The organism is Streptomyces sp. NPDC057486 (assembly GCF_042802415.1).
Classification (GTDB): Bacteria; Actinomycetota; Actinomycetes; order Streptomycetales; family Streptomycetaceae; genus Streptomyces; species Streptomyces yanii.
In genome coordinates this window covers 2,688-24,984 of record NZ_JBHVEE010000013.1, presented here as the reverse complement: position 1 = coordinate 24,984, position 22,297 = coordinate 2,688, and the positions used below count along the sequence as shown (strand labels likewise).

Annotated in this window: 18 protein-coding genes and 1 pseudogene; 7 read left to right on the top strand and 12 right to left on the bottom strand. The window is 68.6% G+C overall.

Going from position 1 to position 22,297, the window contains the following annotated elements:
• Positions 1–148: 148 nt before the first annotated feature.
• Both mgtA and ACFU6I_RS09225 read right to left on the bottom strand, forming a co-directional pair.
• Entirely contained in the window at positions 149–2,875 is a 2,727-nt protein-coding gene (gene mgtA, locus ACFU6I_RS09230) for a magnesium-translocating P-type ATPase (RefSeq protein WP_384363308.1), read from the bottom strand.
• Complete coding sequence (locus ACFU6I_RS09225) at positions 2,868–3,233, bottom strand: metalloregulator ArsR/SmtB family transcription factor (RefSeq protein ID WP_327242395.1); 366 nt, start codon at positions 3,231–3,233, stop codon at positions 2,868–2,870. Before ACFU6I_RS09225 ends, mgtA begins: the two co-directional genes overlap by 8 nt.
• A 330-nt stretch (positions 3,234–3,563) precedes the next feature.
• Between ACFU6I_RS09225 and ACFU6I_RS09220 the strand changes: the two genes are divergently transcribed.
• The 4 genes from ACFU6I_RS09220 (at position 3,564) to ACFU6I_RS09205 (ending at position 6,592) form a co-directional block, all read left to right on the top strand.
• Positions 3,564–4,202 (top strand): ATP/GTP-binding protein, encoded by a 639-nt coding sequence (locus ACFU6I_RS09220; RefSeq protein ID WP_384363306.1) that lies wholly within the window; start codon positions 3,564–3,566, stop codon positions 4,200–4,202.
• A 116-nt stretch (positions 4,203–4,318) separates the two neighbouring features.
• Positions 4,319–4,732, top strand: a complete 414-nt coding sequence (locus tag ACFU6I_RS09215) for a roadblock/LC7 domain-containing protein (RefSeq protein ID WP_384363304.1) — start codon at positions 4,319–4,321, stop codon at positions 4,730–4,732.
• 130 nt (positions 4,733–4,862) lie between these two features.
• Complete coding sequence (locus ACFU6I_RS09210; RefSeq protein ID WP_384363302.1) at positions 4,863–5,927, top strand: DUF6397 family protein; 1,065 nt, start codon at positions 4,863–4,865, stop codon at positions 5,925–5,927.
• A gap of 53 nt (positions 5,928–5,980) precedes the next feature.
• Positions 5,981–6,592 carry a sugar O-acetyltransferase gene (locus ACFU6I_RS09205; RefSeq protein WP_384363300.1) on the top strand — a complete coding sequence of 204 codons (612 nt, stop codon included), beginning with the start codon at positions 5,981–5,983 and terminating at the stop codon, positions 6,590–6,592.
• Positions 6,593–6,808: 216 nt separating this feature from the next.
• On the opposite strand, the gene ACFU6I_RS09200 is transcribed toward ACFU6I_RS09205, so the two are convergent.
• The 7 genes from ACFU6I_RS09200 to ACFU6I_RS09170 form a co-directional block, all read right to left on the bottom strand.
• Positions 6,809–8,653, bottom strand: coding sequence for a serine/threonine-protein kinase (locus tag ACFU6I_RS09200; protein ID WP_384363298.1), 1,845 nt, complete (start codon positions 8,651–8,653; stop codon positions 6,809–6,811).
• Positions 8,654–9,225: 572 nt separating this feature from the next.
• Positions 9,226–10,803, bottom strand: a complete 1,578-nt coding sequence (locus ACFU6I_RS09195; RefSeq protein ID WP_384363296.1) for an FAD-dependent oxidoreductase — start codon at positions 10,801–10,803, stop codon at positions 9,226–9,228.
• A gap of 20 nt (positions 10,804–10,823) precedes the next feature.
• The gene (locus tag ACFU6I_RS09190) at positions 10,824–12,245 is read right to left on the bottom strand and encodes an FAD-dependent oxidoreductase (RefSeq protein ID WP_384363294.1); all 1,422 of its coding nucleotides are present in this window, start codon (positions 12,243–12,245) and stop codon (positions 10,824–10,826) included.
• A 48-nt stretch (positions 12,246–12,293) separates the two neighbouring features.
• Positions 12,294–13,682: a flavocytochrome c gene (locus ACFU6I_RS09185; RefSeq protein ID WP_384363292.1), complete on the bottom strand. Its 1,389-nt coding sequence runs from the start codon at positions 13,680–13,682 to the stop codon at positions 12,294–12,296.
• A 90-nt stretch (positions 13,683–13,772) separates the two neighbouring features.
• Positions 13,773–14,606 (bottom strand): SDR family NAD(P)-dependent oxidoreductase, encoded by an 834-nt coding sequence (locus ACFU6I_RS09180; protein ID WP_384363290.1) that lies wholly within the window; start codon positions 14,604–14,606, stop codon positions 13,773–13,775.
• Positions 14,607–14,616: 10 nt separating this feature from the next.
• Entirely contained in the window at positions 14,617–14,982 is a 366-nt protein-coding gene (locus ACFU6I_RS09175) for an NIPSNAP family protein (protein WP_384363288.1), read from the bottom strand.
• On the bottom strand, positions 14,979–16,301 hold the full coding sequence (locus tag ACFU6I_RS09170; RefSeq protein WP_384363286.1) for an MFS transporter: 1,323 nt from the start codon (positions 16,299–16,301) through the stop codon (positions 14,979–14,981). Before ACFU6I_RS09170 ends, ACFU6I_RS09175 begins: the two co-directional genes overlap by 4 nt.
• Positions 16,302–16,457: 156 nt before the next feature.
• Here ACFU6I_RS09170 and ACFU6I_RS09165 point away from each other — a divergent pair, with 156 nt between their 5' ends.
• Positions 16,458–17,324, top strand: a complete 867-nt coding sequence (locus ACFU6I_RS09165) for an IclR family transcriptional regulator (RefSeq protein ID WP_384363284.1) — start codon at positions 16,458–16,460, stop codon at positions 17,322–17,324.
• Positions 17,325–17,945: 621 nt separating this feature from the next.
• Here the strand turns inward: ACFU6I_RS09165 and ACFU6I_RS09160 are convergent.
• Together ACFU6I_RS09160 and ACFU6I_RS09155 are read right to left on the bottom strand one after the other, a co-directional pair.
• Positions 17,946–18,557, bottom strand: a complete 612-nt coding sequence (locus tag ACFU6I_RS09160) for a dihydrofolate reductase family protein (protein WP_384363282.1) — start codon at positions 18,555–18,557, stop codon at positions 17,946–17,948.
• A 417-nt stretch (positions 18,558–18,974) separates the two neighbouring features.
• A complete protein-coding gene (locus tag ACFU6I_RS09155) occupies positions 18,975–20,240 on the bottom strand; it encodes a M20 family metallopeptidase (RefSeq protein WP_384363439.1) in 1,266 nt (421 codons plus the stop codon).
• A 743-nt stretch (positions 20,241–20,983) separates the two neighbouring features.
• Here ACFU6I_RS09155 and ACFU6I_RS09150 point away from each other — a divergent pair.
• Positions 20,984–21,241 carry a DUF6381 family protein gene (locus tag ACFU6I_RS09150; RefSeq protein ID WP_384363280.1) on the top strand — a complete coding sequence of 86 codons (258 nt, stop codon included), beginning with the start codon at positions 20,984–20,986 and terminating at the stop codon, positions 21,239–21,241.
• 109 nt (positions 21,242–21,350) lie between these two features.
• Here ACFU6I_RS09150 and ACFU6I_RS09145 read toward each other — a convergent pair whose 3' ends face one another.
• Complete coding sequence (locus tag ACFU6I_RS09145) at positions 21,351–21,806, bottom strand: Fur family transcriptional regulator (RefSeq protein ID WP_384363278.1); 456 nt, start codon at positions 21,804–21,806, stop codon at positions 21,351–21,353.
• A 191-nt stretch (positions 21,807–21,997) separates the two neighbouring features.
• On the opposite strand from ACFU6I_RS09145, the pseudogene ACFU6I_RS09140 reads away from it, so the two are divergent.
• Positions 21,998–22,297, top strand: a pseudogene (locus tag ACFU6I_RS09140) (Fur family transcriptional regulator); the annotation flags it as partial.

Below are 22,297 nucleotides of genomic sequence, written 5' to 3'. Positions count from 1 at the left end.
CCACTTCGCCGCGGCCGCCCGCCACGGAGCATCGGCGTCAGCGGTCCCGACCCCGTGTCCGAGAGCATCAGGGCACGCATCCGCACCGGAGCGGGCGCATCGTCGGGAGCGGCGCGGCGTACGTGGACACGGACGTGCGGCAGGGGCATCAGTGGCTCCGGGTGCGCCGGTAGCGGTTACGGGCCGTCCGCAGCCCGTAGGCGTACAGCGCGAGCACTGTGGCGAGCAACAGGTAATAGAGCGGCGGCAGCGCGCTCATCCCCAGCAGCGGCCCGAGCGGAGTCAGCGGCAGCAGGAGGCCGACCAGCGCAAGACCGGCCGCGGCCACGCGCAGCGGGCCGCCCCAGTCGCCTTCGGCGGTACGCCGGCCGGTCCGGAGCAGCAGCATCACCAGAGCCTGCGTGAGCAGATTCTCGGTGAACCACCCGGAGTGGAACGCCGCCTGGCCACCGGACGTCGCAGATCCGTGCAGGGCAAGGGCGAGCACCGCGAATGTGGCCAGGTCGGCAGTCGCGTTCAGCAGACCGAATCCGGTGATGAAGCGCAGGAAGTCGCGGGGGTGCAGCACCGCGGGCCGCCGCAGCACCACGGCCGCCGGACGGTCGAAGGCGAACGCGAGCTGCGCCACGTCGAAGCACAGGTTCTGGACCAGGACCTGCGCCGGGAGCATCGGCAGGAACGGCAGCAGGAGACCCGCGGCGAGCATGGCGATGACATTGCCGAGGTTCGACGACAGCGTGATCCGTAGATAGGTGGCGATGTTGCCGCCGCTGCGCCGGCCCGCGGTGATCGCGTCGTCGATGGCGGTGAGGTCCTTCTCGGCGAGCACCACATCGGCGGTCTCCCGCGCCACATCGACCGCGTTGCGCGGACAGATCCCGACATCGGCGGCGTGCAGCGCGGGCAGATCGTTGACCCCGTCGCCCAGGAAACCCGTGGTACGTCCGGCGGCACGCAGCGCCGAGACGATCCGGGCCTTGTGCTCCGGCGTACAGCGGGCGAACACGGTGACCCGGCCGACGAGCGCGGCGAGTTCGGCCTCGGACAGCACGTCGATCCGGTCCGCGGACACCACCTCGCCCGGGTCGAGGCCCAGATCGCGGCAGGCACGGGCAGCAGTCCCCGGATGGTCGCCGGTGAGGACCTTCACAGCGACCTTGTGATGCTCCAGTACACGCAGTGCATCGGCAGCGGTAGGCGCGACGGCGTCACGCAGGGCGACGAAGCCGAGGAACGTCAGCCCCCGCTCGTCGGCCGGTGTGTACGTACCGAGTCGGGCGGTTCGCTCGGTCAGGGCCACGGCGAGCAGCCGCAGTCCGTTCGCGGCCTCGCGCGCGGCCAGGGCGCCCAGCCGGTCGCGCTCGCTGTCGTCCAGCGCGCACCGTTCGAGCACCGCCTCCACCGCTCCCTTGGTGACGAGGGTGTGGGTGCCGAGCCTTCCGGGACGGCGGACGACAGCGGTGGCGAGGCGGCGCACCGGATCCAACGGCAGGGCCGCCACACCGTCGTACGCCGACAGCGGGTCAGGCCCACCGCGCTCCGCCGCGGCGTCCAGCACCGCCTCGTCGAGTGTGTCGGGCGTCGGCAGATCGGCGAGCTGCAGCGTCCACAGGGCGTTGACCGCCGCCCAGTGAAGCACCTGCTCGTCGGGCCGGCCCGCGCCGTCCACCGACCGGTCGACGACGGGCCGATCCTGGGTCAGCGTCCCCGTCTTGTCCAGGCACAGCACATCCATCGCACCGAGATCGTGCAGCGCGGGCAGCCGCTTGACGATCACCCCGCTGGTGCGGGCGAGCAGCGAAGCGCCCCTGGCCAGCGCCGTCGTGACGATGACCGGCAGCATCTCGGGGGTCAGACCGACCGCCACCGCCACGGCGAACGGCAGTGTCTCCAGACCGCGCCCGCGCAGCGCCGCGTTGGCCATCAGCACGAGCGGGGGAGTGAGCAGCATGAACCGGACCAACGTCCAGGAGATCCCCTGAACCGAACGGTCGAAGGCGCTCGATCGGCGCCGGCGCGGGGAACGTGCGTACGCGGCGGCGAACCGGGTGTTCCCACCGCTCGCGACCACGACCGCCGTACCGCTGCCGGAAGCGACACTGCTGCCCTGAAAGCACAACTGGGGCTCGGCGAACGGTCCGGCCTCTCCGGTTTCGGTGTGTGGTCCGGCAGAGGGCGCGGCCGGCCGGTGCGGTGCGTCGACGGGATGCTTCTCGACCGGGGAGGACTCGCCGGTGAGAGCGGACTGATACACGGTCAGCCCGCTCGCGCGGAGCAGCCGCACATCGGCGGGCACGAGATCTCCGGGGCCGAGCCTGATGACATCGCCCGGCACCAGCTCCGCGACCGGCAGCTCACGGGCCGACGGCGCCGTCTCCGGACCGGTGCGGCGCAGTACGGTCGTGGTCGTCGCCACCAGCTCCCGCAGCGCAGCCATCGCCCCGTCGGCCCGGTGTTCCTCCATGGAGCGCAGCAGGCAGCTGACCACCACGAGCACCAGAGTCACGGATGCGGTGCCCCACGCGCTGACCGCGGCGGAGACCAGACCCAGACAGAGCAGAACCGAGGTGAACGGGTCCCGCAGGCTGCGGACGAAGCGCTGCGGCCAGGAGACCGGACGCCAGGCCGGAAGGGTGTTGTCGCCGAGCCGTCCGAGTCGTTCCTCAGCCTGCGTCTCCAGAAGTCCCCGCGGTCCGCTGTCCAGAGAACGCAGGACCTGCAACGACGTCAGCGAGGCCCCGTCCGTCCCTGCCGCTGTCGGGCCGGTGGAGGCGGTACGGCCGGCCGCCGCGCCTGCTGTCGGCACGGTGGCGTACGGGGGAGAGCCGAGGAGATCGCTGTGGCCGGGCCCCGCGGCGGCGCTGCTCTCAGGCACCGAGCTCACGGAGGCGTACCGGCTGCGCAGGAGCGTGCCCGGCCCGTGCAGCGAGCTGGCCGACCATCAGCCGCACCACCGTCACCACATCAGGATCGTCGACCAGATACACCTGGCGGCGGCCTTCGCGCCGCGAGCGTACGAGTCCAGCGAGCTTCAGCTTTGTCAGGTGCTGGCTGACCGAGGGCAGCGTCCCGCCCACCCGCTCCGCCAGACCGGTCACATCGCTCTCGCCCTGGGACAGCGCCCACACGATGTGCAGGCGCGCAGGCGTCGCCAGCAGACCAAAGGCGGCGGCCGCCTCCGCCAGCACCTCCGCGGGCGGATCCACGAAGTTGCCGCCGGCACCTGTCGACACTCTTGCTCTCCTGTCCACCCGGACCGTTTCCCGGGCCACGAAGCGACAGTGTAGGCGGCGGTCGCGGTCGGCCCCAGGATCGAGGCCTCGCCCCCTGGATCGGTTCCGGCTCGAACGTGGTTCGAATTCAGCTCGAATAGTGACCCCATGCAGACATCGAGCGACCCTGTTCGGCCACTAAGGTCAAAAACCGATCACGTCGCTCGGGGCGGACGGCTGCTTGCCATGCTGTCCACCGTACTGCTGCACACAGATACCGAACCGAGCCCGTCCAGACAGCTCTGAACTGCGTTTTTACGTCTTGAGGCTCACGGGTGAGAGAAGTGATCGATGCCTTCCGAGCACGCTGGCAGAACCGGTGGGGAGACCGTCGAGGGAATGGCCGGAGAGGCCGTGGAGACCGACGCGCTCGCATTGAAGATCTTGGTCGCCGGTGGATTCGGGGTCGGCAAGACGACTCTGGTCGGTGCGGTGAGCGAGATCCGGCCGCTGCGGACGGAGGAACTCCTCAGCGAGGCCGGACAGTCGGTCGATGACACCGGCGGAGTGGATCAGAAGACCACCACGACCGTTGCCATGGACTTCGGACGCATCACCATCCGGTCCGGTCTCTCGCTCTATCTGTTCGGCACACCGGGACAGGACCGCTTCTGGTTCCTCTGGGACGAGCTCTCCCAGGGGGCACTCGGAGCGGTTGTCCTCGCGGACACCCGGCGGCTGGAGGACTGCTTCCCGGCCGTCGACTACTTCGAACACCGCCGGATCCCGTTCGTTGTCGCCGTCAACTGTTTCGCGGGAGCCCGCGCCTACGGCGAGCGGGAGGTCTCCCGTGCCCTCGACCTGGACCGGGGCACACCCGTCGTGCTGTGCGATGCGCGGGACCGCGACTCCGGCAAGGAAGTTCTCATCCGCATGGTGGAGTACGCGGGCCGCATACACACGGCCCGGCTCCTCGACTCGGTCGGTTGACCCCTGTCCGGGCGACGAGCCCGAAACGGAGGGACGGTTGCCCCGACGTGCGCTGTGCGCAAGGCTTACGCGCAACGTGGGGTACGGGGAACGCATGAGCGGGGAGGAGCGGGGAAATGGCGCTGGACAGGGGACTTGACTGGCTCCTCGACGATCTCACCGGCCGGGTCGAGCACATACAGCATGCGCTGGTGTTGTCGAACGACGGCCTGGTGACGGGGGCGAGCACGGGCCTGGCACGTGAGGACGCGGAGCATCTCGCCGCGGTCTCGTCGGGGCTGCACAGCCTCGCGCGAGGCTCGGGACGGCACTTCCGGGCAGGAAGAGCCAGGCAGACGATGGTGGAGTTCGACGAGGCGCTCCTCTTCGTGACAGCCGCCGGAGACGGGAGCTGCCTCTGCGTGCTGACCGCGGCCGAGGCCGACGTCGGTCAGGTCGCCTACGAGATGACGCTGCTCGTGAACAGGGTCGGAGAGCACCTGGGGGTCACTGCGCGTCAGACCGGCAGCGGAGACGTCAACCGGCTCTGACGGTTCGGATCCCCTTCTCGACTGCACCTTTCGCCCGGCCGTGGGAGTTGTCCACAGGCCGGGCGAAAGGCTTTCTGCTCGGTTACGGTGATCACACAGAGTCACCGTAACGGCACGGGGGAGTACGGCCATGGCCATGACGGATGCGACGCGCGCCGCAGCACCGCGCGCAGGATCTCGACGCTCGCAGAACGACCCGACGGACACCGACTCGACGAAAGTCGATCCGCCGAACGCTGATCCGACAGAAGTCGGCCGGACGGAAGTCGGCGCGACGGTGGCCGCGGGGAGGGCAGCACAGGAGCTGAACCTGAAGCGCGGGGAATTCGAGCTCGCCGTGCACCTGAGCATCGTGCGCATCGCGGCTGAGCATGCTGGTGGCAGGCCCAGGGTGAGTCGGGAGGAGATCGACCGGCTGAGGTCGGGGGACGGGTTCCCGGACACACTGCGAGAACGGGTGCGGACGGTGGGGACAGCGGAAGGCGCGCGGCTGCTCGGCATCAGTCCGGTCCGCTTCACCAGGCTGGCCAGGGCCGGATGCATCACCCCTGTCGCGTTCCACCTCAACCGGTACCGGGCGATTGTCTGGCTCTATCTCGCCCAGGAGCTCGTCGGGTTCGCGGCCGGGGCGCCGCAGCTGCTGACCGGGAACAGCCCGGCCTGGATGCGGACATGTCTGGACGCAGGAATCGACTGGCGGACGCGCAACTGGCGCTCGCACCGGATCGAGCGCCTGCTGAGTCGAACGGAGGATCCCTGGGAGCGGGCTGCGGTGCTTGCCTGCGCGCTGGATCCGGTGCAGCTGGCGGAAGTGGTCGACGATCCGTACGAGCGTGCGTACCTCAGGAGGGTCCAGCCCGGTCCGGTCTTCGGGCCACCCGTATCCGTCGCCGCTCGCGACACCATGACTCACCTGATGCGCGCCGACGACCCGGACGAGATTCTCTGGCGCCGGGTCAATCTCGTCCTGGAGCTGGACAGCGCGCGCGAGACCCGTCCAGCACCTCATCCGGGGGACGACCGGCGACCCGATCCGGACTGCTCGGTCCCCGGCCCTGTCCCTCTCCCCGCCCCTCCTTCTGTGAGCGATCCCGGCCCCGTTCAGGTAGCCGGACTGCTCGCCCGGCTTGGCCTGCGGACGCGCGAGGTCCCGCGCAGGGGAGGCGAGGAACGAAGCTCGGGCGAAGCCCGTTGAACGAGTGGGCGACGCGGATCACGCAGACGGACGAGGAGCACGCGAGGAGGGTCATGGCGGAGAACAAGCAGCGGATGCTGGCCGGCGACTGGTACATCGCGGACGACCCGGAACTGAGGGCCGACACCGAGCGGCGTATCGAACTCTGCGAGGCGTTCAACGCCGCAGCGCGGGCGACTCCCGCCGCACGGCGGAAGATCCTTGAAGAGCTGCTCGGTTCTGTGGGTGAGGGGGCCACCATCCGGGCACCGTTCCACTGCGACTACGGTTCGTTCATCACCATCGGAGCGCGCACGTTCATCAACTTCGGAGCGGTCTTCCTCGATGCCGCGCCCATCACGATCGGCGCCGATGTGCAGATCGGCCCGAACGTGCAGCTGCTGACCCCCAGCCATGAACTGGACACGGAGCGCCGCAGAGCAGGCTGGGAGAAGGCGGACCCCGTGACGATCGGGGACAACGTCTGGCTCGGCGGGGGCGTGATCGTGTGTCCGGGCGTGACCATCGGGGCGGACACTGTTGTCGGTGCAGGATCCGTCGTCACCAAGGACCTTCCGTCCGGCGTCCTGGCGGTGGGAAATCCGGCCCGGGTCATCCGTTCTCTCGCACAGGGCGGGGGAGCGGCGGAGGAAGGAGGAGGGGTGGGTGCGGAGCCCGTCGGATAACGGCTCGCGAAGGGACGCCCGTACCGGCATCCCGGCCGCATGCTGATCAGGGAAGTCGTTGCCGAGGACCGGCCCGCCCTCCGGCGGCCTTTGTGCTGAGCCTGTGTGCTCCTCGGTCGGATCACTGCTCATTCAAAGGCCCTCTCGCGTAGGGCGGTTGCCACCCCGAGTGATCAAGGACGAGCAGCCTTTCGACCTCCGAGGCCAAAGATCAAATCAGGCCGCATTGCGCCACACCGTGACGTCCAAGTTGGCGTACGTAGTCCCCGACGAGCCCCGATATGTCACGAGCCCAACGTGCCCCGTCCCGCTGATGACACACATGTGCTGGCCCACGGTGAGGTCCTTGACCCAGATGTAGCTCTTGTAGCCGGTCGCCGCCTTGCACGCCGCCAGGCTCCCCTGCCGACCGACGGGCAGCAGAGCAAGAGAGCTTCCGGAGGTGGTGCCCGGGGCGAGGACCGCCCCCGAGGAATAGACGGCATAGGTGAGATCCTCGTCGGCGCTCCCGGAATCCGCCTTGGACCGCACGGGGGTGTCCGCCAGATACAGGTCGTGGCTCGCCGTCATCCGGATCCCGGAGTACGTGGCCGGGGCAGGAGCCTTCGGGGCCGCGGGCTTGCTGGAGGCGGCGCTCGCGGGAGCCGAGGTCGCGGCCCGCGTCGGCGTCGCGGGCCCCGAAGGGGCAGGTCGCAGCGGGGACTTGGTGGGCTTGGGCTTCTTCGAGGCTTCGGCGGTAGGCGAGCCGGACGTCGACGGCGACGTCTCGGTAGCCGGAGCCGACGGCGACGCGGCTGCCTCCTGCGCCCTGTTGTCGCTCTTGTCGCCGTCGCCCGGGGCGAGCAGCAGCGCGGCGGTCGCCCCGCAGGCGACGAGTGCGACGGCGCTCACCGACAGCATCCAGGCTCGGGCCCTGCGACCCTTGCCGTTCGTGGCCATCGAGGAGGTCGCGACACCGGCCGGATGCTGTGGCTGCGGACCGGGAGGCGGTGCGTAGGCGCCCAGCACGGCCTGAGCCCCCATCACAAATGGCCCGGGCAGGACGGCATGGGACGGCTCGGTGGGGGTGTAACCCCTCGCGGGCGCGAAACCGCCGGGGCTGTGAGCGCCCGGATCCGCTTCCGCCCTGGCCCGATCGGCCCCTTCGGCCCGAGCCGAGATCCCCGCCGCCAACTCACCCGGCAGCCAGGCCCCGGACATGAACCGCACATCGTCGCCGCGATTCGCCCGGATCGTCTGAACCGAGCGTATGACCTCCTCGACGGAAGGCCGCTCGGAGGCGGGCTTGCGCAGACACCGCGCCACCAATTCCCGTATTTCCGCCGGCACGTGGCTCAAGTCGGGTTCCTCGTGCACCACCCGGTAGAGCACCGCGTGCGGTTCCCCTTCCCCGAAAGCGGCACCGCCCGTCGCTGCGAACACGGCGGTCTGCCCCAGCGCAAACACATCGGCCGAAGCGGCGGCCTCCCCGCCGAGCACCTGCTCCGGCGCCATGTAGGCGACCGTGCCGAGGGCCGTACCGCTCCGCGTCACCGACGTGGCATCCGCAGCCCGCGCGACACCGAAGTCGATGACGCGCGGCCCGTCCGAGGCGAGCAGCACGTTCGACGGCTTGAGGTCGCGGTGCACGATGCCCTCACGGTGCACCGCCTGCAGTGCCTCCGCGACACCGGCGATCAGCCGCAGCACGGTGTCAACGGGCAGCGGCCCGTGATCACGCACCGCATCGGCGAGGGACGGCCCCGGCACATAGGCGGTGGCACACCACGGCATGGCACCCTCGGTGTCGCTGTCCACGACCGGAGCCGTGTAGAGCCCGTGCACCCGGCTGGCTGCCGCCACCTCGGCCCGGAACCGCTTCCGGAACTCGGTGCTCTCGGCCAGCTCCGGACGGATCACCTTGACCGCGACGGCCCGCCCGCCCGGCGTGTGCGAGAGATAGACCCGCCCCATGCCTCCGGACCCGAGCCGCGCCACCAGCAGGTAGCCTCCCACGACCCGCGGATCGCCGTCCTCCAGCGGCGGGAAACTTCCCGCGCCGGGCCCACCGTTGCTCAACACGCCCCACTCCACCCCGTGATCTGCTGTGTGGCCCCCATTGGATCACGGGGCCCTCGCGTCCCGTCCGAGGGTCGGCCACGACAGGCTCCCCGCCTGATCGCCGCCCTCAAGGCGGCCCCCTCCCGGACGGCGCTGCTCATCCGCCCGGACGCACCCTGCCTCGGCTTCGTCGTTCCCATGCACGTCGAAGCCCGGCACCTGGCCGGGTCTTCGCCCGACAGCGCGTGTGGCTGGACGCGTTCGCCGCCGAGGCCGCGCAGCTGGCCTGGCCCCTGGAAGCCTGCCCCGACACCCGCGCTCATCTCCTGCTCGTTGACGAGGATGCCGACGGTGCATCCGCACAGGCTGCTCAGCGCTCGGCCGGCCACCCGACCTCGGCCTGCGCCCCTGGCGTGGGGCGGGAACGACCACACCGCCCGCATCCGCAACCGGGCCGCCCGCACGAGGGACGGCCTGACCGAACTGCAGCGCCTCAGGAACAGCTTCGAGCTGTCGAAGACTCCCCCGTCCGGCGCTCAGAAGCCGGACACGCGCAAGTGGTCGGCCACACCCGGCACAGGCGGCCATGGGTTCTACGGGGCCGTGACAGAGGCCGGAGAACCGTTGCCGCCCGGCTCGCCCCGGTTCGGTTGGACAGGGTTCAGGTCGAGTCTGTTCCGGGCTTGGGCTGCGTGATGGCCGGCCAGACGGCCGGAGACCATGGCCCAGCCGATATGGAGGCCGTGGTTGAGCAGTTGGAGTCCGCCCTGGCCGGTCGAACCGGCCGCCCACAGCCCCGGGATGGGCGCCGCGTCCTCGGTGACCACTCGCAGCGTTGTGTCCACTGCGAGTCCGCCGTCGGCGAGCGTGACGTAGGCGTTCATTGGGCCGAGGGCATAGAACGGGCCCTGCGTGAGGCCCTCGCCGAGGTGCTGACGGCCGAAGTCGGCGTCGACGCCGGTGGCCACGTGCTCGTTCCATCTTCCGACGGTCGCACGGAGCTTGGCGGGGTCGAGGCCGATATGGGTGGCGAGCTCCTCCAGGGAGTCGGCGCGGTGGTAGACGTCCGGGCGGAAGCGCTTGTAGTCCTGGACGTAGGCGTAGGCCACGCCGGGAAAGGTCGAGACCGGGTTGGGCCAGGCCGAGAACTTCTGGGCGACATTGGCATCGAAGAGCATGAACCCGCTGTTGGCCTCGGTCGACGCGACCGCGCGGGCCATGAGCGTGTCGGAGTCCTCGTTCGCCAGCCGCTGCCCGTCGGTGCCGATGAGGATGGCTCCGGCGCGGTACATGGTGTTGTTCGGGCCGATCCAACTCGTCAGGGCACCACGGATCACGTAGGCGAGAAGGTTCTTCGGCAGTCGCTCGACGACGATCCGCAGGAGCTTGGACAGCCTTCGTGACGAGGGCAGCATCTTGATCGGATCGGGGCGGTTCGACGGGGCGAAACGCAGGCCTTCGTAGAGACGGTCCATTTGCGTCATGACGCCGCCGACTTCCGCCCCGAGTATGAACCCGTCGCCGGTGTTGTTCGGGTTCACCGGCGGCACCTTGGCCGCGTCCTCGCCGACGTACTTCCCCTTCAGTTCGGACGAGGCCGAGTAATCGCCGGTTGCCAGGACAACGCCGCGACGGCCGAAGTAGTCGAAGCCGTCGGCGAGTGCGCCGATGACCTCTCCAACGGCGTTGCGCAGCAGGCGGTCCACTCGCATGGAGGTATGGATCACCACCCCGCGCTTGTTGCACTCCCGCAGCAAGGCCTCTCGGTAGGCCTTGGAGTTGGGCAGCACGTTGTGCATGCGGGGCTTCTCGTACGGTGGCTCCGGTGTCGGGCCGAGGAACTGCACTCCGATGCTTGAGAGCCACTCGACGGTGGGGCCGGCGTTCTCGGCGAGAATGCGTCGCAGTTCCTTGTTCTCCCGTTCCTCGAAGGGGCCGTTGGCGACTTTCATGTCCTCGATGAAGAGCTCGATGCTGTCGTTGACGCCGGCACGGTGCTGGTAGGAGGTGTTGGCGGCGGTGAACGACCCGACCGACATGGCGGTGCTGCCGCCCACCGTCGGACACTTCTCCAGGACGATCACCGAAGCGCCGCTCGTCGCGGCCGTGATGGCCGCGCTCATCCCGGCGCCACCGCCACCGATGACCAGGACATCAGCCGTGTTGATCATGTCTACTCCCTTGTGCGGGGTCACCGCTGTCGCTGCTGCCCGGCCGTGACCGGAGAACGGCTCTCGGACGGGTGTGCGGACAGGGCGCGATCCGCCGCCGAGCCTCCCGCCCACCGGCCGGTGATGTATCCCGGTGCGAGTCCGCCGGCGTAGCCGTAGTTGGAGAGGCCGCCTATGTCGGCGCCGGCCGCGTAGAGCCCGCGGACCGGCCGGCCGTCGTGGTCGAGGACTTCACCGTCGGTGTTGATGCGGATACCGCCGAAGGTGAAGGTGATCGAGGGCTGGACCATGAGTGCATAGAACGGAGCTGTCCGCGGTGCTCGGGCGACAGGGGACACCGGGATGCCGTGGGCGACGCCACCGCCGGTGCCGGCCACCTCGACGTATCGGTCGAGCGTCGCTCCCAGAATGCTCCGGTCGATGCCCCAGAGGGCTACGGTGTCGAGGAGTTCGGGCAGCGTCCCGGCCTCGGCGTGCACGGCTCCTGCCTCGGCAGCGGCGGCGTACCTGTCGATGGCGCCCAGCCCGGGGAAGGGTTCCGTCGTGCCCTCCGTCGTGCGGACGTGGTGGTCGAAGATGAGCACGCCGCGTGCTTCGGGCTGGAAGGTGACGGCCTGGTTGAGCAGCTCGTCACCCTGTGTTTCGTCGACGAAACGCTCGCCCCGCAGGTTCACCAGCACGGTCGAGCCGGAGTAGTACTGGGAGTACGGGAGGTAGTCCGCCGGGGTGAAGCGGCGGACGGGACAGCCGATCAGGTGGCCGTAGAAGGTGCTCATCGCCGTCGTGCCGCCGGCACCGGCTGCACGGGCCAGCCGCAACCCGTCACCGACGCTGCCCGGGTTGGAGCGGAGCAGGAGCCTGTCGGCATTGGGGCCGATGTGCCTCGTGAGCTCGTCGCGAGCGCCCTGGAACCCACCAGTGGTGAGCACGACGGCGGCCGCGTCGTAGCGCACCAGCCGGCCCTCGCCGTCACGAGCCACGACTCCAGTGACCTGGCGTTTGTCGGAGACGACCTCGACCACCGTCATTCCGGTGCGGGCCTCTCCGCCTGCGGAGACAACCTCGTCCCGGCACCAGGACAGGACGGCCTTGATGTCCGTGGAGTAGCCGATCCCGAAGGTCATGACGTCCAACTTCGGTTCGGCGGCCACCGGGACACCAGAGGCCCGGAGCTCGGCGAGCGTTTCGTCGTAGTCGCCCACCAGTTTGGCGCCGAGCTCGACATCTCCCAGCGGGATGCGGGACCGGTAGGCCTCGACGGACGGCGCCGTCCAGAACATGCCGGCCGACAGGGCGGCCGAGCCCCCGAATGTGTCGAGCTTTTCCAGCAGCGCCACCTTGGCCCCGCCGCGGGCCGCGGTCATGGCGGCCGCCGACCCCGACACACCCGACCCGACGACGACGACGTCGACACGACGTACCTCATCGGTGTACTGATTCACTGTTTCTCTCCTCTGCGATTCGAGGGACATCCAGCGGCACGACTGCTGTCACGCCGAAGCTGCGACGGCAGCCTTGGCAATGGCGTGCCGAGCGACGATGCGGCCGAACACGGCGCCCTTCCCGAGCGAGGTGCCCGTGATGTAGGCGGCGCCGTGGAAGCCGCCGGTGACCTCGCCGATGGCGTACAGGCCGTCTATGACGTCACCGTCGACGTCGATCACCTCGCCGTGCGGGCTGATCGTGACGCCGCAGTAGGTGGTCGTCATCAGGGACTTGGCCGGGTAGGCGTAGAACGGAGCCTCGCCGATCGGCAACGGATCGCCCACGCCGTTGCACAGGGCGCTGCGCCCGACCTCGTCCTCCTGCTCGCCGGCGATGCAGGCGTTGTACCGGGCGACGGTCCGGACCAGACCGGCGGGGTCGATGCCGGCGAGCTCGGCGAGTTCTTCCAGGGTGTCGGCCTTGTGGACGTGGCCGAGGTCCTCGAGGGTGTCGATGTCCTTCAACGGGATGCCGCGGTGGGACCTGGCCCGCACCTTGGCGTCGAAGACCTCGAACCCGAGACCCTCGGGCTGGCCGAGGACCTCCCGGCCCAGGGTCTTGTAGTCTCGCGACTCGTCGACGAAGCGCCGGCCGTGTTTGTTCACGATGATCGCGCCCATGTAGTAGGCGGTGAGCAACTCGTGGAAATCCTCCCCGGTCTCGGGGTGCGAGCCGAAGGTGCCTGAGACGAAGGACATGTCCGCCATACCGGCGCCGAGTTTCCACGCCATCCGTAGTCCGTCACCGGTGTTGCCCTTCCCGCCGTAGGGGATGGCTGCGAGCTGCTCGGGAGCGAAGGTCTTGAGCATCTCGGTGCCACGGCTGAATCCGCCGGTGGCCAGGACCACCCCGAAGCGTCCGGTGAACGACGCCTCACGGTCAGGGCCCTGGGTGACCACGCCCGTCACGAGGCCGTTGCCGTCCCTCACCAGACGGGTGGCGCGGTGGCACAGTCGCGTCTGCCCGTCCAGGGCCGCGAAGTCACGGTGAAGCGTCGCCAGGACGTCCTTGATCACCGAGTTGTGGCTGCGCCGGGCGGACTGGCCCGAGCTGATCTCCACCTCTCGGAAGGACACCCCGTGGGACTTCAACCATCGGTAGGTGTCTCCCTGGTGCGCGAGGTAGGCCTCCAGCAGGGACCGGTCGTTGAGGTACTCGCCGACCTCGAGCATGTCCTTGAGGAACAGCTCGGCCGAGTCCTCGATCCCCAGCGCCGTCTGCTCCTCGGTGCCGGAGAACGCGAACCAGCCACCGCTCATTGCGGATGAGCCGCCGAGCTTGTCGGTCTTCTCGAGGAGGACGACCGACAGCCCCGCCGCCGCAGCCGACGTGGCCGCCGTCTGGCCGGCGATTCCGGAACCGACGACGACCAGGTCGTAGGTGTGTTCGGGCATGGACACAGTGCACAACTCGCTTTCAGTGGTCAGTGGCGTTTGGGCGCGGACGGTCCGGCTGCGCTCCCCGCGCAGCCCGCTGTCGGTGGATCAGCAGGTCAGCCAGCCGCCGTTGACGTCGATGCTGGTGCCATTGATGTAGGAAGCCTTGTTGCTGACGAGGAAGGCCACCGCGTCAGCGATCTCCTCAGGTGCGGCGAACCGCTTCATCGGCACCTGGTCGAGCAACCGCCCCTCGGGCGGGACCTCACTCATCATCGGGGTCTGGACAAAGCCTGGAGCGACGCCGTTGACCCGGATCCTGAGCTCGGCAAGCTCCCGGGAAAGGCTCGCCGTGAGGTTCTGCAGCGCGGCCTTGCTGGCTCCGTACGCCACCGTGGAGGGCAGGTGGGGCGGGAAGTCCGCCCCCTCGGCGCCTCCGGTACCCAGCCTGGCGGTGATGGACAGCAGGTTCACGATGCTCGCGCTGCCGTCGGTGGCCATGTACCGGTACGCCTCCCGGATGAGGAAGAACGGGCCGCTGACGTTGACCGACATCACGCGGTTCCACTCCGCGTCGGTGAGGTCGTGGAAGGGAATCTTGTGCCCGTTCCGCTTGGGCGAGATGCCCACCGCGTTGACGATGACGCCGATGGGCGCCGCAGCCGCCGCGTAGGAAGCCAGCTCACGGTTGACGGTTGAGTCGGTCAGGTCTCCGGCGAACCATCGATGCTCGATCTCGCCGTCCTGAGGTAGGGCGGAGGCCGTTCGCTCAGCCGCCTCGGCGTCGATGTCGGCGACGACGACGCTCAGGCCGGATTCGGCCAGACGCCGGCTGATGGCCGAGCCGATCCCACCCGCGCCTCCGGTGACGATCGCCGTCCGGGGGAGTGTCTGGAGGCCGGCGTCGTCGGTCCTGGTCGCGTTGGTGTGCGTGGTGCTCAACGTTTCCTCCTCAGTGCGCGGTGAACGCGGTGTCGGCGTCCTGAACTGTCACGGGCAGAGAGCGGATCGGCGAGAACGAGGTCGGGTACATGATCTTGTTCTGCATTGTCATGATCATCGGCCGGATGATCAGCAGGCACTTCTGCCACTGAGGGCTCTGGGCGAGCTCCGCCCGGCGGGTCCGGCGCTCCTCCAGATCGCTGTACGCCCAGAAGTGGTTCAGCTCGTTCTGGATGCCGAACTCGGTGACGAAGTAGCCGAGGAAACCGCCGAGGATCGGCCTCTGCGCCGGCAGACCGATGTTCTCGTACGCATCGAGGTACTCGGCCAGACTCGCACCGGTGTGCAGGACGTAGGTGCGTTGCTCGACGATCATTGCGCCGCCGCCTCGGGCCCGGCGTGGGCGCGAGTGGGGCTCGCGGGGGCGGGGGCAGGCTCCTGCAGGCCGTGACGCCCGAAAGTGTGCTCGCTGCCCTCCAGGGTCTTGTAGTCACCCATGAGCAACATGTTGATCAGGGCGGCGACGATGGTGACGACCCAGAAGATCGTGATGCTGACGGTGCTCCCATTGCTCAGGCTGGTCAGCCATGAGGCAAGGAACGGTGCCGGGGCGGCGAAGATGAGGTTCGCGCCCGTGAGCGCCAGGGCCGAACCGGTGTAGCGCATGTGCGTCGGGAATGCCTCGGCGAAGAGGGCTCCCTGGCCGGCATTGCCGAACTGTGCGCTCATCAGCGCGAAGGCGACCATGACAAGGGCGATCGGGAAGCTGCCGAGATCGACCAGCGGGAAGAAGACCAGCGCGGCGAGAAGCGTGCCGGCGGATCCGGTCATGAGGATCTTGCGGCGGCCGTAGACGTCGGCCAGTCGGCCACCCCACCAGATCGCGACGACGGACAGGAGGTTGGCGACCGTGACGATCGTGAACGTCTGGCTGCGGGTGAATCCCAGCCCTGCCAGATAGCTGAGACCGAAGACGCTGACGATGTAGAACGTGAGGACAATCGGGGAAAAGGCCAGGATCAGCCGCGCGATGGTCCAGCCACGGCGGCGGATGACGGCCGCCGGGTTCGTCGACTCCTGTGCGTTCTCCTGGACTCCCTGCTGGAAGACCGGCGTCTCATCGACGTTGAGGCGGATGTAGATGCCCACGGCGACGAGAAGGATGCTCAGCAGGAACGGCACCCTCCAGCCCCACGAGAGGAACGCCGCTTCGCTGAGGACCCCGGACAGCACGGCGAGCATGAGGTTGGCTGCCACCTGGCTGAGGGGGGAGCCCATCGCCATCAACGCCCCGTAGAAGGCGCGACGATCCTTCGGCGCGTGTTCCATGGTCATCAGCTGGGCGCCGGTCGCTTCCCCGCCGAGTCCAAAGCCCTGGATGAAGCGTAGGACCACCAGCAGCAGGGGGGCCGCGAGGCCCAACGTCGAGTACGGCGGTAGCAAGCCGATGACGAGGGACGCGATGCCCATGGTGAGGAAGGTCGTCAGAAGCACGTTCCGACGGCCGATGCGGTCGCCCAGGTGTCCGAACACGATGCCGCCCAAAGGGCGGGCGAAGAAACCGACACCGAACGTGGCGAACGATGCGAGGAGCCCGACGCCGGGGGACATCTCGTTGAAGAACAGTGTCGGGAAGACGGTCGCCGACATGGCGCCGTAGACCGCGAAGTCGAACCACTCCAGCGCGGAACCCAAGGTCCCGCTCGCGACGGCCCTTTTGGCTTGCGGTGAGGCGGATGCGGTTGGACGGAGTGGACGCTTTACGAGTCTCGCAGGGGGCTGACTCATCGGAACTCCTCTGTCCCGGGCGCACGTCGAGCGCGCTCGATGGGTGTGATGACGCCGCCGGCCATGGAGCAGCTGACGCTGCTTCCCGGCGACCCCGCAGTGAAGCGGAGTGGCGGTCGCCACCCGGCGGATCGCATGCAATCAGCCCCTTGCGTCATGCACAAGAGTCGATACGATAATTGCGTGATACGCAATGAAACCGGAGTCCGAGTCGAGGCTGTCCATCGCGCCCTGGTGCTGCTCAAGCTGCTCGGGGAAGAGGGCTCTCTCAGCGTGACCGAGGCGGCAGCCGCCCTCGAGGTCAACCCCTCCACGGCCCAGCGCCTGCTGGCCACCCTGGTGGGGGACGGGTTCGCCCAGCAGGGAGAGCGCAAACGCTACGAGCCCGGCCCTGAATTCCTGCGGCCAGGAATGGTCAGAGCCGTCCCACCACTGCGAGCAAAGGCGCGCCACGTCCTGGAGCGGCTTTTCCAGCGCGTCGGCGAAACGGTCCACCTCGCCATCCTGGTCGGCACGGAGATTCATCATGTCGACGGCATCGAAGCCACGAACCGCCACCTCCGCGTGGGACTCAGAACCGGAGTTCGCCTACCCGCGCACCTCACTTCGGCGGGCAAGGCCATGCTGGCCGAACTCCCACGTGAGGAAGTCGAGGCTCGTTATCACGTCGCACTCTTGGGGGATCATGGCCGCCAGTTCAACCTTGACCAACTGCACGCGGAACTCGAGCGCACACGGCAAAACCGAATTGGAATGAACTTCGAGGAAAGCGAGAGCGGAGTGGCCGCATTTGGTGCTTCCCTGGGGGAGATCGACGGAGAACGCGCAGCATTCAGCATCGCATTGCCCACCTCACGATGCTCCGACGACGACATCCCCGAGTTCGCCGAACACCTCCTCTGGGCGAGGGCCGAGCTGGTGGGGGCCTGAAGCGACAGGTGCCTACAGGGCTCATGGCTGGGCTGCGGCAGTTGAACCGCACTGGAGAACGTTCGGTGTAACTCCCGGTCACGGAAGATGCGTTGACGACCAGCGACGTGACCGGGGTCGAGTCCGTCGAGCCGTCCGAGGCGGTGCCGTAGGCAGCTTCGAACCGAAGATCGTTCGCAAGTGGCAGAAACGCTTGTCCGGCGTGGATGAGATGGTCGTCCCGCTCCCGGGAAGGGCCTGACGACCGGAAAGGTCCAGGCCCACCTCGCCGTGGTCTACGGCGCCGACGACTCAAGACCGCCCTGAACGTCTTCGACATCACTGAGCCTTTCCCGGTGACCGGTGACCGGTGACCGGTGACCGGTGACCGCTCAGCGTGACCGCATGCAGGTTGCGTGAAGACACGCTTCCGACAGGTGGCCGGCCCCCGCCGCGGAACCGCAGGTCGTGGACCCGTGCTCAACCGCGCCTGGCCACTTCGCCCAGGGACAGTTGGCCACGTGGGCCGCGGGATCCGCGACTCCGGCGGAATGTGTAGATGGGATCATCAGTGATCGCCAGTCGGGGTGAGGGAGTCCGACCGGCGATCACTTCCGTCGGTGCCCGTCCGGCACCGGGGGCCTACGCGTCGGCCCCATAGGTCCCGTACTCCGGAAGCCCCGTCGATTCGAAGATGTGCACCGACAGGCCGCCCGGAGTCGTCTGATGGGTGACCAGCCGCAGGCCGGCCGGTGCGCCGCCGTCCGGGAACAGGCGTCGGCCCTGGCCCACCACGACCGGGGCGATCACGAGCCGCAAAGTGTCGATCAGCCCGGCGGCCAGCAGGGACTGGGCCAGTTGGGCGCTGCCGTGGACCTGCAGTTCCCGGCCGGGCTGCCGCTTCAGCTCGGCGACCTGGGCGGGGACGTCGCCGGACAGGATCGTGGTCGGACTCCACTCGGCCCGGGTCAGGCTGTGGGAGGCCACGTACTTCGGCAGGCCGTTCAAGATGCGGGCGGCGGGGTGGTCGGTCATCTTCGGCCAGTCCCGCGCGAAGTTCTGGTAGGTACGGCGGCCGAACAGGAACGCGTCCGCCTCGCCGAGCCAGGTGCCGACCAGCCGCTCGAACTCCTCGTCCAGATGCGGCACGAACCAGCCACCGCGCGTGAACCCGTCGCTGGTGTCCTCGTCCGGGGACCCCGGCCCCTGGGAGACACCGTCGAGCGTCAGGAACTCCTGCACAACCAGCTTCATCGCACACCAACTCTCTCTTCGACCTCGATGGCAGATTCGGCGGGAGAAGCGACCGTCCGCGCTCCTCGGACGCTGTGGCGCGCAGAAAATCATCGGTCCGAACGCTGCTGACCGCGGCGGCCTGCGCGAGCCCGTGGGGCTCCGCCGACAAACTTGCAGGTCGGATGACCGGCGAGGAGCACGTGGCCACCTATCGCTGCGCATGGCCACTTTATCGGTGGACGTCACATCACACAGCCATGACCGCTCACCGGGAAAGGCTCACTTTCGACGGCCGCCTTTCCGTAGTCCGTCAGTAACTCCAAAAACCTGAGTGACACCACTTGTTTGGCAGAAATCCAGGGCGTCCATTCTGGTCGTCACACACTGACATGGGGTGCCCTGGCGCCATCTCCGCAGCCGACCCCTTGGACTCACTCATCTACTGGAGGGAGCCAGCCACGCGAGGGCGGAGGCAGTGAGGGCCTTGATGCCGGTATCGAGGGTGGGTTGCATCACCGGGGCGAAGGCGGGGCTGTGATTGACCGGGATGTCCTGGGAGACCGTGCCTTTTTTCTGAGCGCTGGCGTAAAGGTCGGGAGAGGTGCCGCCGATGCACCAGTAGGTGAACGGGGCGCCGAACGCGTGGGGAATCACGCTCATGTCCTCGCTGGCCGTTTGCAGTTCGGCTGTGTGCGCGTCGTCGCCGAAGCATGCGGCGAAGGCGCGGGCGACGGTGTCGGTGGCCTCTTGGTCGTTGATCGTGGGCGGGAACGCCGACAGGCGTTCGAACTCCGGTTCCTTGGGGGCGTTTGCGCCTTGGGCCTCCGCCCGCACGATCCGTTCGATCGCGGCAAGCACCTGCTTGCGGACGGCGGCGTCATAGGTACGCACGTTGAGCTGGAGCACGGCGCGGTCGGGGATGACGTTCGGCCCCGTTCCTGACTGAATGCTGCCGACGGTGAGTACGGCAGGGGTGGTGGCTGACAGCTCGCGGGAGACCACCGTTTGCAGGCGGATGACGCTCATGGCCGCCATGATCACCGGGTCGACAGCGGCCTGCGGTGCCGAGCCGTGCGCACCGCGCCCGTGCAAGGTGACGCGCAGGCTGTCGGCAGCCGACAGGAACGACCCGGCGCGGGTTCCGACGTAGCCTGCTGGGTAGGGCAGGACGTGCTGCGCCAGCACAACGTCCGGTTGGGGCGCCTTGCTGGTCAGGCCGTCGGCGATCATGGCCTGGGCGCCGTCGCCGTTCTCCTCCGACGGCTGGAACAGCACCACCACGGTGCCCTGCCAGGCGTCGGTGGACCGGGCCATGAGCTGCGCGAAGCCGACCAGGCAGGCAACGTGCACGTCATGGCCGCAGGCGTGCATGACAGGCTGCTCAACGCCGTCACGACCGGTGGCGGTGACCGTGGACGCGTACGGCAGCCCGGTGTCCTCCTTCACCGGCAGCGCATCCATGTCCGCGCGGAGCATCACGGTTGGGCCGCTTCCCCGCGTGAGTACGCCGATGACACCGGTCGTGCCGATGCCTTCGGTCACGTCGTAGCCGAATCCGCGCAGGGCCTGGGCGACCTTCCCTGCCGTGCGGTGCTCCTGCAGTCCGAGCTCCGGGTGGGCGTGGAGGTCCTTGTAGAGATCTTCCACGCTGGTCCGGATGCCGTCCAGACCGGCAAGAACGGTCGTTACGCTGCTGTCCATGGGCTTCATTACCTCCGGTGCATGCCCCCGCGTACGAGCGCAATGGGGGCGTTGCACAGAGCCCATTGCCGCCGGACACTGCCGACACCCGCCGCAGCACATCACGTACTGCGCCTCCGCCCACCGCAGTGGTGATGCCCGGCAGCACAGCCTGAAGCCACCCCGGCGCGGCAGGCAGGTGTCTTCTGCGATCGGCTGACCGCCCAGAAACCGATGCCGGCGGCGTCAAGGGCAACGAACAGCTGATTCTGCTGCCCACATACATGGATTATCAGGTCTTTTCCGGCGGTGGCTCAACCGTACTTCGAGAAGACGCTTTCGTGCCCGGCTGAAAGACGCTCAGCCCTTAGGCCGTCCGGGTCGCCGGTGCGAGCCGGTATCCGACGTCGTCCCGCAGCGTCATCCCGCTGCGTCCAGGCCTGGGCCGCGCCCTGCGCCTGGACGGTGCACCCAGTTCCACACCGACAAGGTCGGCGGCAGCAGCCGTCGATCTCTACCCGGCCGGTGCCCTTGGTCTGGACCGAGCCGGCGCGTCCGTTCGCCAGGATCGGGATACGCAGGTTCGGGCCGCCGGGTCAGCCGCCGCTTTCGTGGGCGAAGGATCGCGGGGGATGCCGTCGGAGTGACGCGACCCCATCAAGGCTGACTGCCTGTGGCGATTGCGCAGGGTGACCCTTCCGGGTGCGCGAATGGGGGAGCGCTGGTTGGCTGCGATGTGTCCCACCCTCACCTCCCCAGGAGTGATGATGAGCATTGCAGACGAGTCCGCCAGCCGTGCGCGGCAGACGCAGGACAAGGCCAGCCGTGCGCGGCAGACGCAGGACAAGGTCCGTGAGCTGAATGAGCGTGCCGAGCAGGCGAGCGATCCGAAGGAACGCCGCAGGCTGTACGAGGAGGCCCGGCGCATGCAGGAGCGGTCCCTGAAGGAGGGCGGACGCGCGGCCGAGGACAGGTCCGGTCGCCGTGCCGACAGTGAGAGGGACGGGTACTCGTCTCGCTGACGCACCGTCGGCGTCCAGTGGCACGGAGGGCCTCCCACCGCAGCGCGGTGGGAGGCCCTCCGTGCCGTTACCGGCTCATCAGTTCCTCGGCTGCGATCCCGGCGGGTGGTCAGTGGTTGATCTTGCAGCCTTCCGGATCCCCGACAGAGTCGAGTCGGGCGCAGGACGGGCACAGCCCGCGGTAGGTGACCTCGACCTCGGACACCGTGAAGCCGAACCGTTCCACCGCCGGGAGTTCGGCCAGCGGATTGCCGGTCGGGTGGACATCGCGGATGGTGCCGCAGCCGGAGCACACCAAGTGGTGGTGCGGTTGGTGTGCGTTGGGGTCGTAGCGCTTGGCGCGTCCGTCGGTGGAGACCTCTATGACCTCGCCGAGGGAGACCATCTCGCCCAGGGTGTTGTAGACGGTCGCGCGGGAGATCTCGGGCAGCCGCTGCGCCGCGCGGGCGTGCACCTCGTCGGCCGTGAGATGCACGTGGTCGCCGTCGAGGACCTCCGCAACGACACGCCGCTGGGAGGTCATCCGCCAGCCACGTCCTCGCAGTCGCTCCAGCAGGTCACTCATATCGATTCACCTATTCAGATTCGGTGGGATGCCCGAATTTACCAGTGCAGGTCCGGGCCCTGATCGGATATGGGTTTGGCGTGCTTCTTGACTAAGACTCTGTCCATCGTAGGATCGGTTTCGGCAATAGCCCAGGGACAGGAAGACTCCAGTACGGCAGGAGACAGAGTGACGGGACCACCGCCGAGGAGCTGTGCGGTGCCGGCCTGCGGGTGGTGACGGCCGCCCGCGTCGCGCTGCTCGAGACCGTCCGGGACGGTGGCCACCTCGGCATCGAGGCGATCGCCTCCGGGGCGTGCGACCGGTGGGCCCCATTTCCCTTGACGTCGCGTGTGAGGCCCTCCATGTGCTCATCGTGGCGGGGCTCGTACGTCGCATCGAACTGCTCGGCAGTCCGGCCCGGTTCGAGAGACGCCTCGGGGACAACGACCACCACGTCGTGTGCCTGTGGTGCGGCGTCGTCGCCGACCTCGAACCGCGCGGTCGGCGAC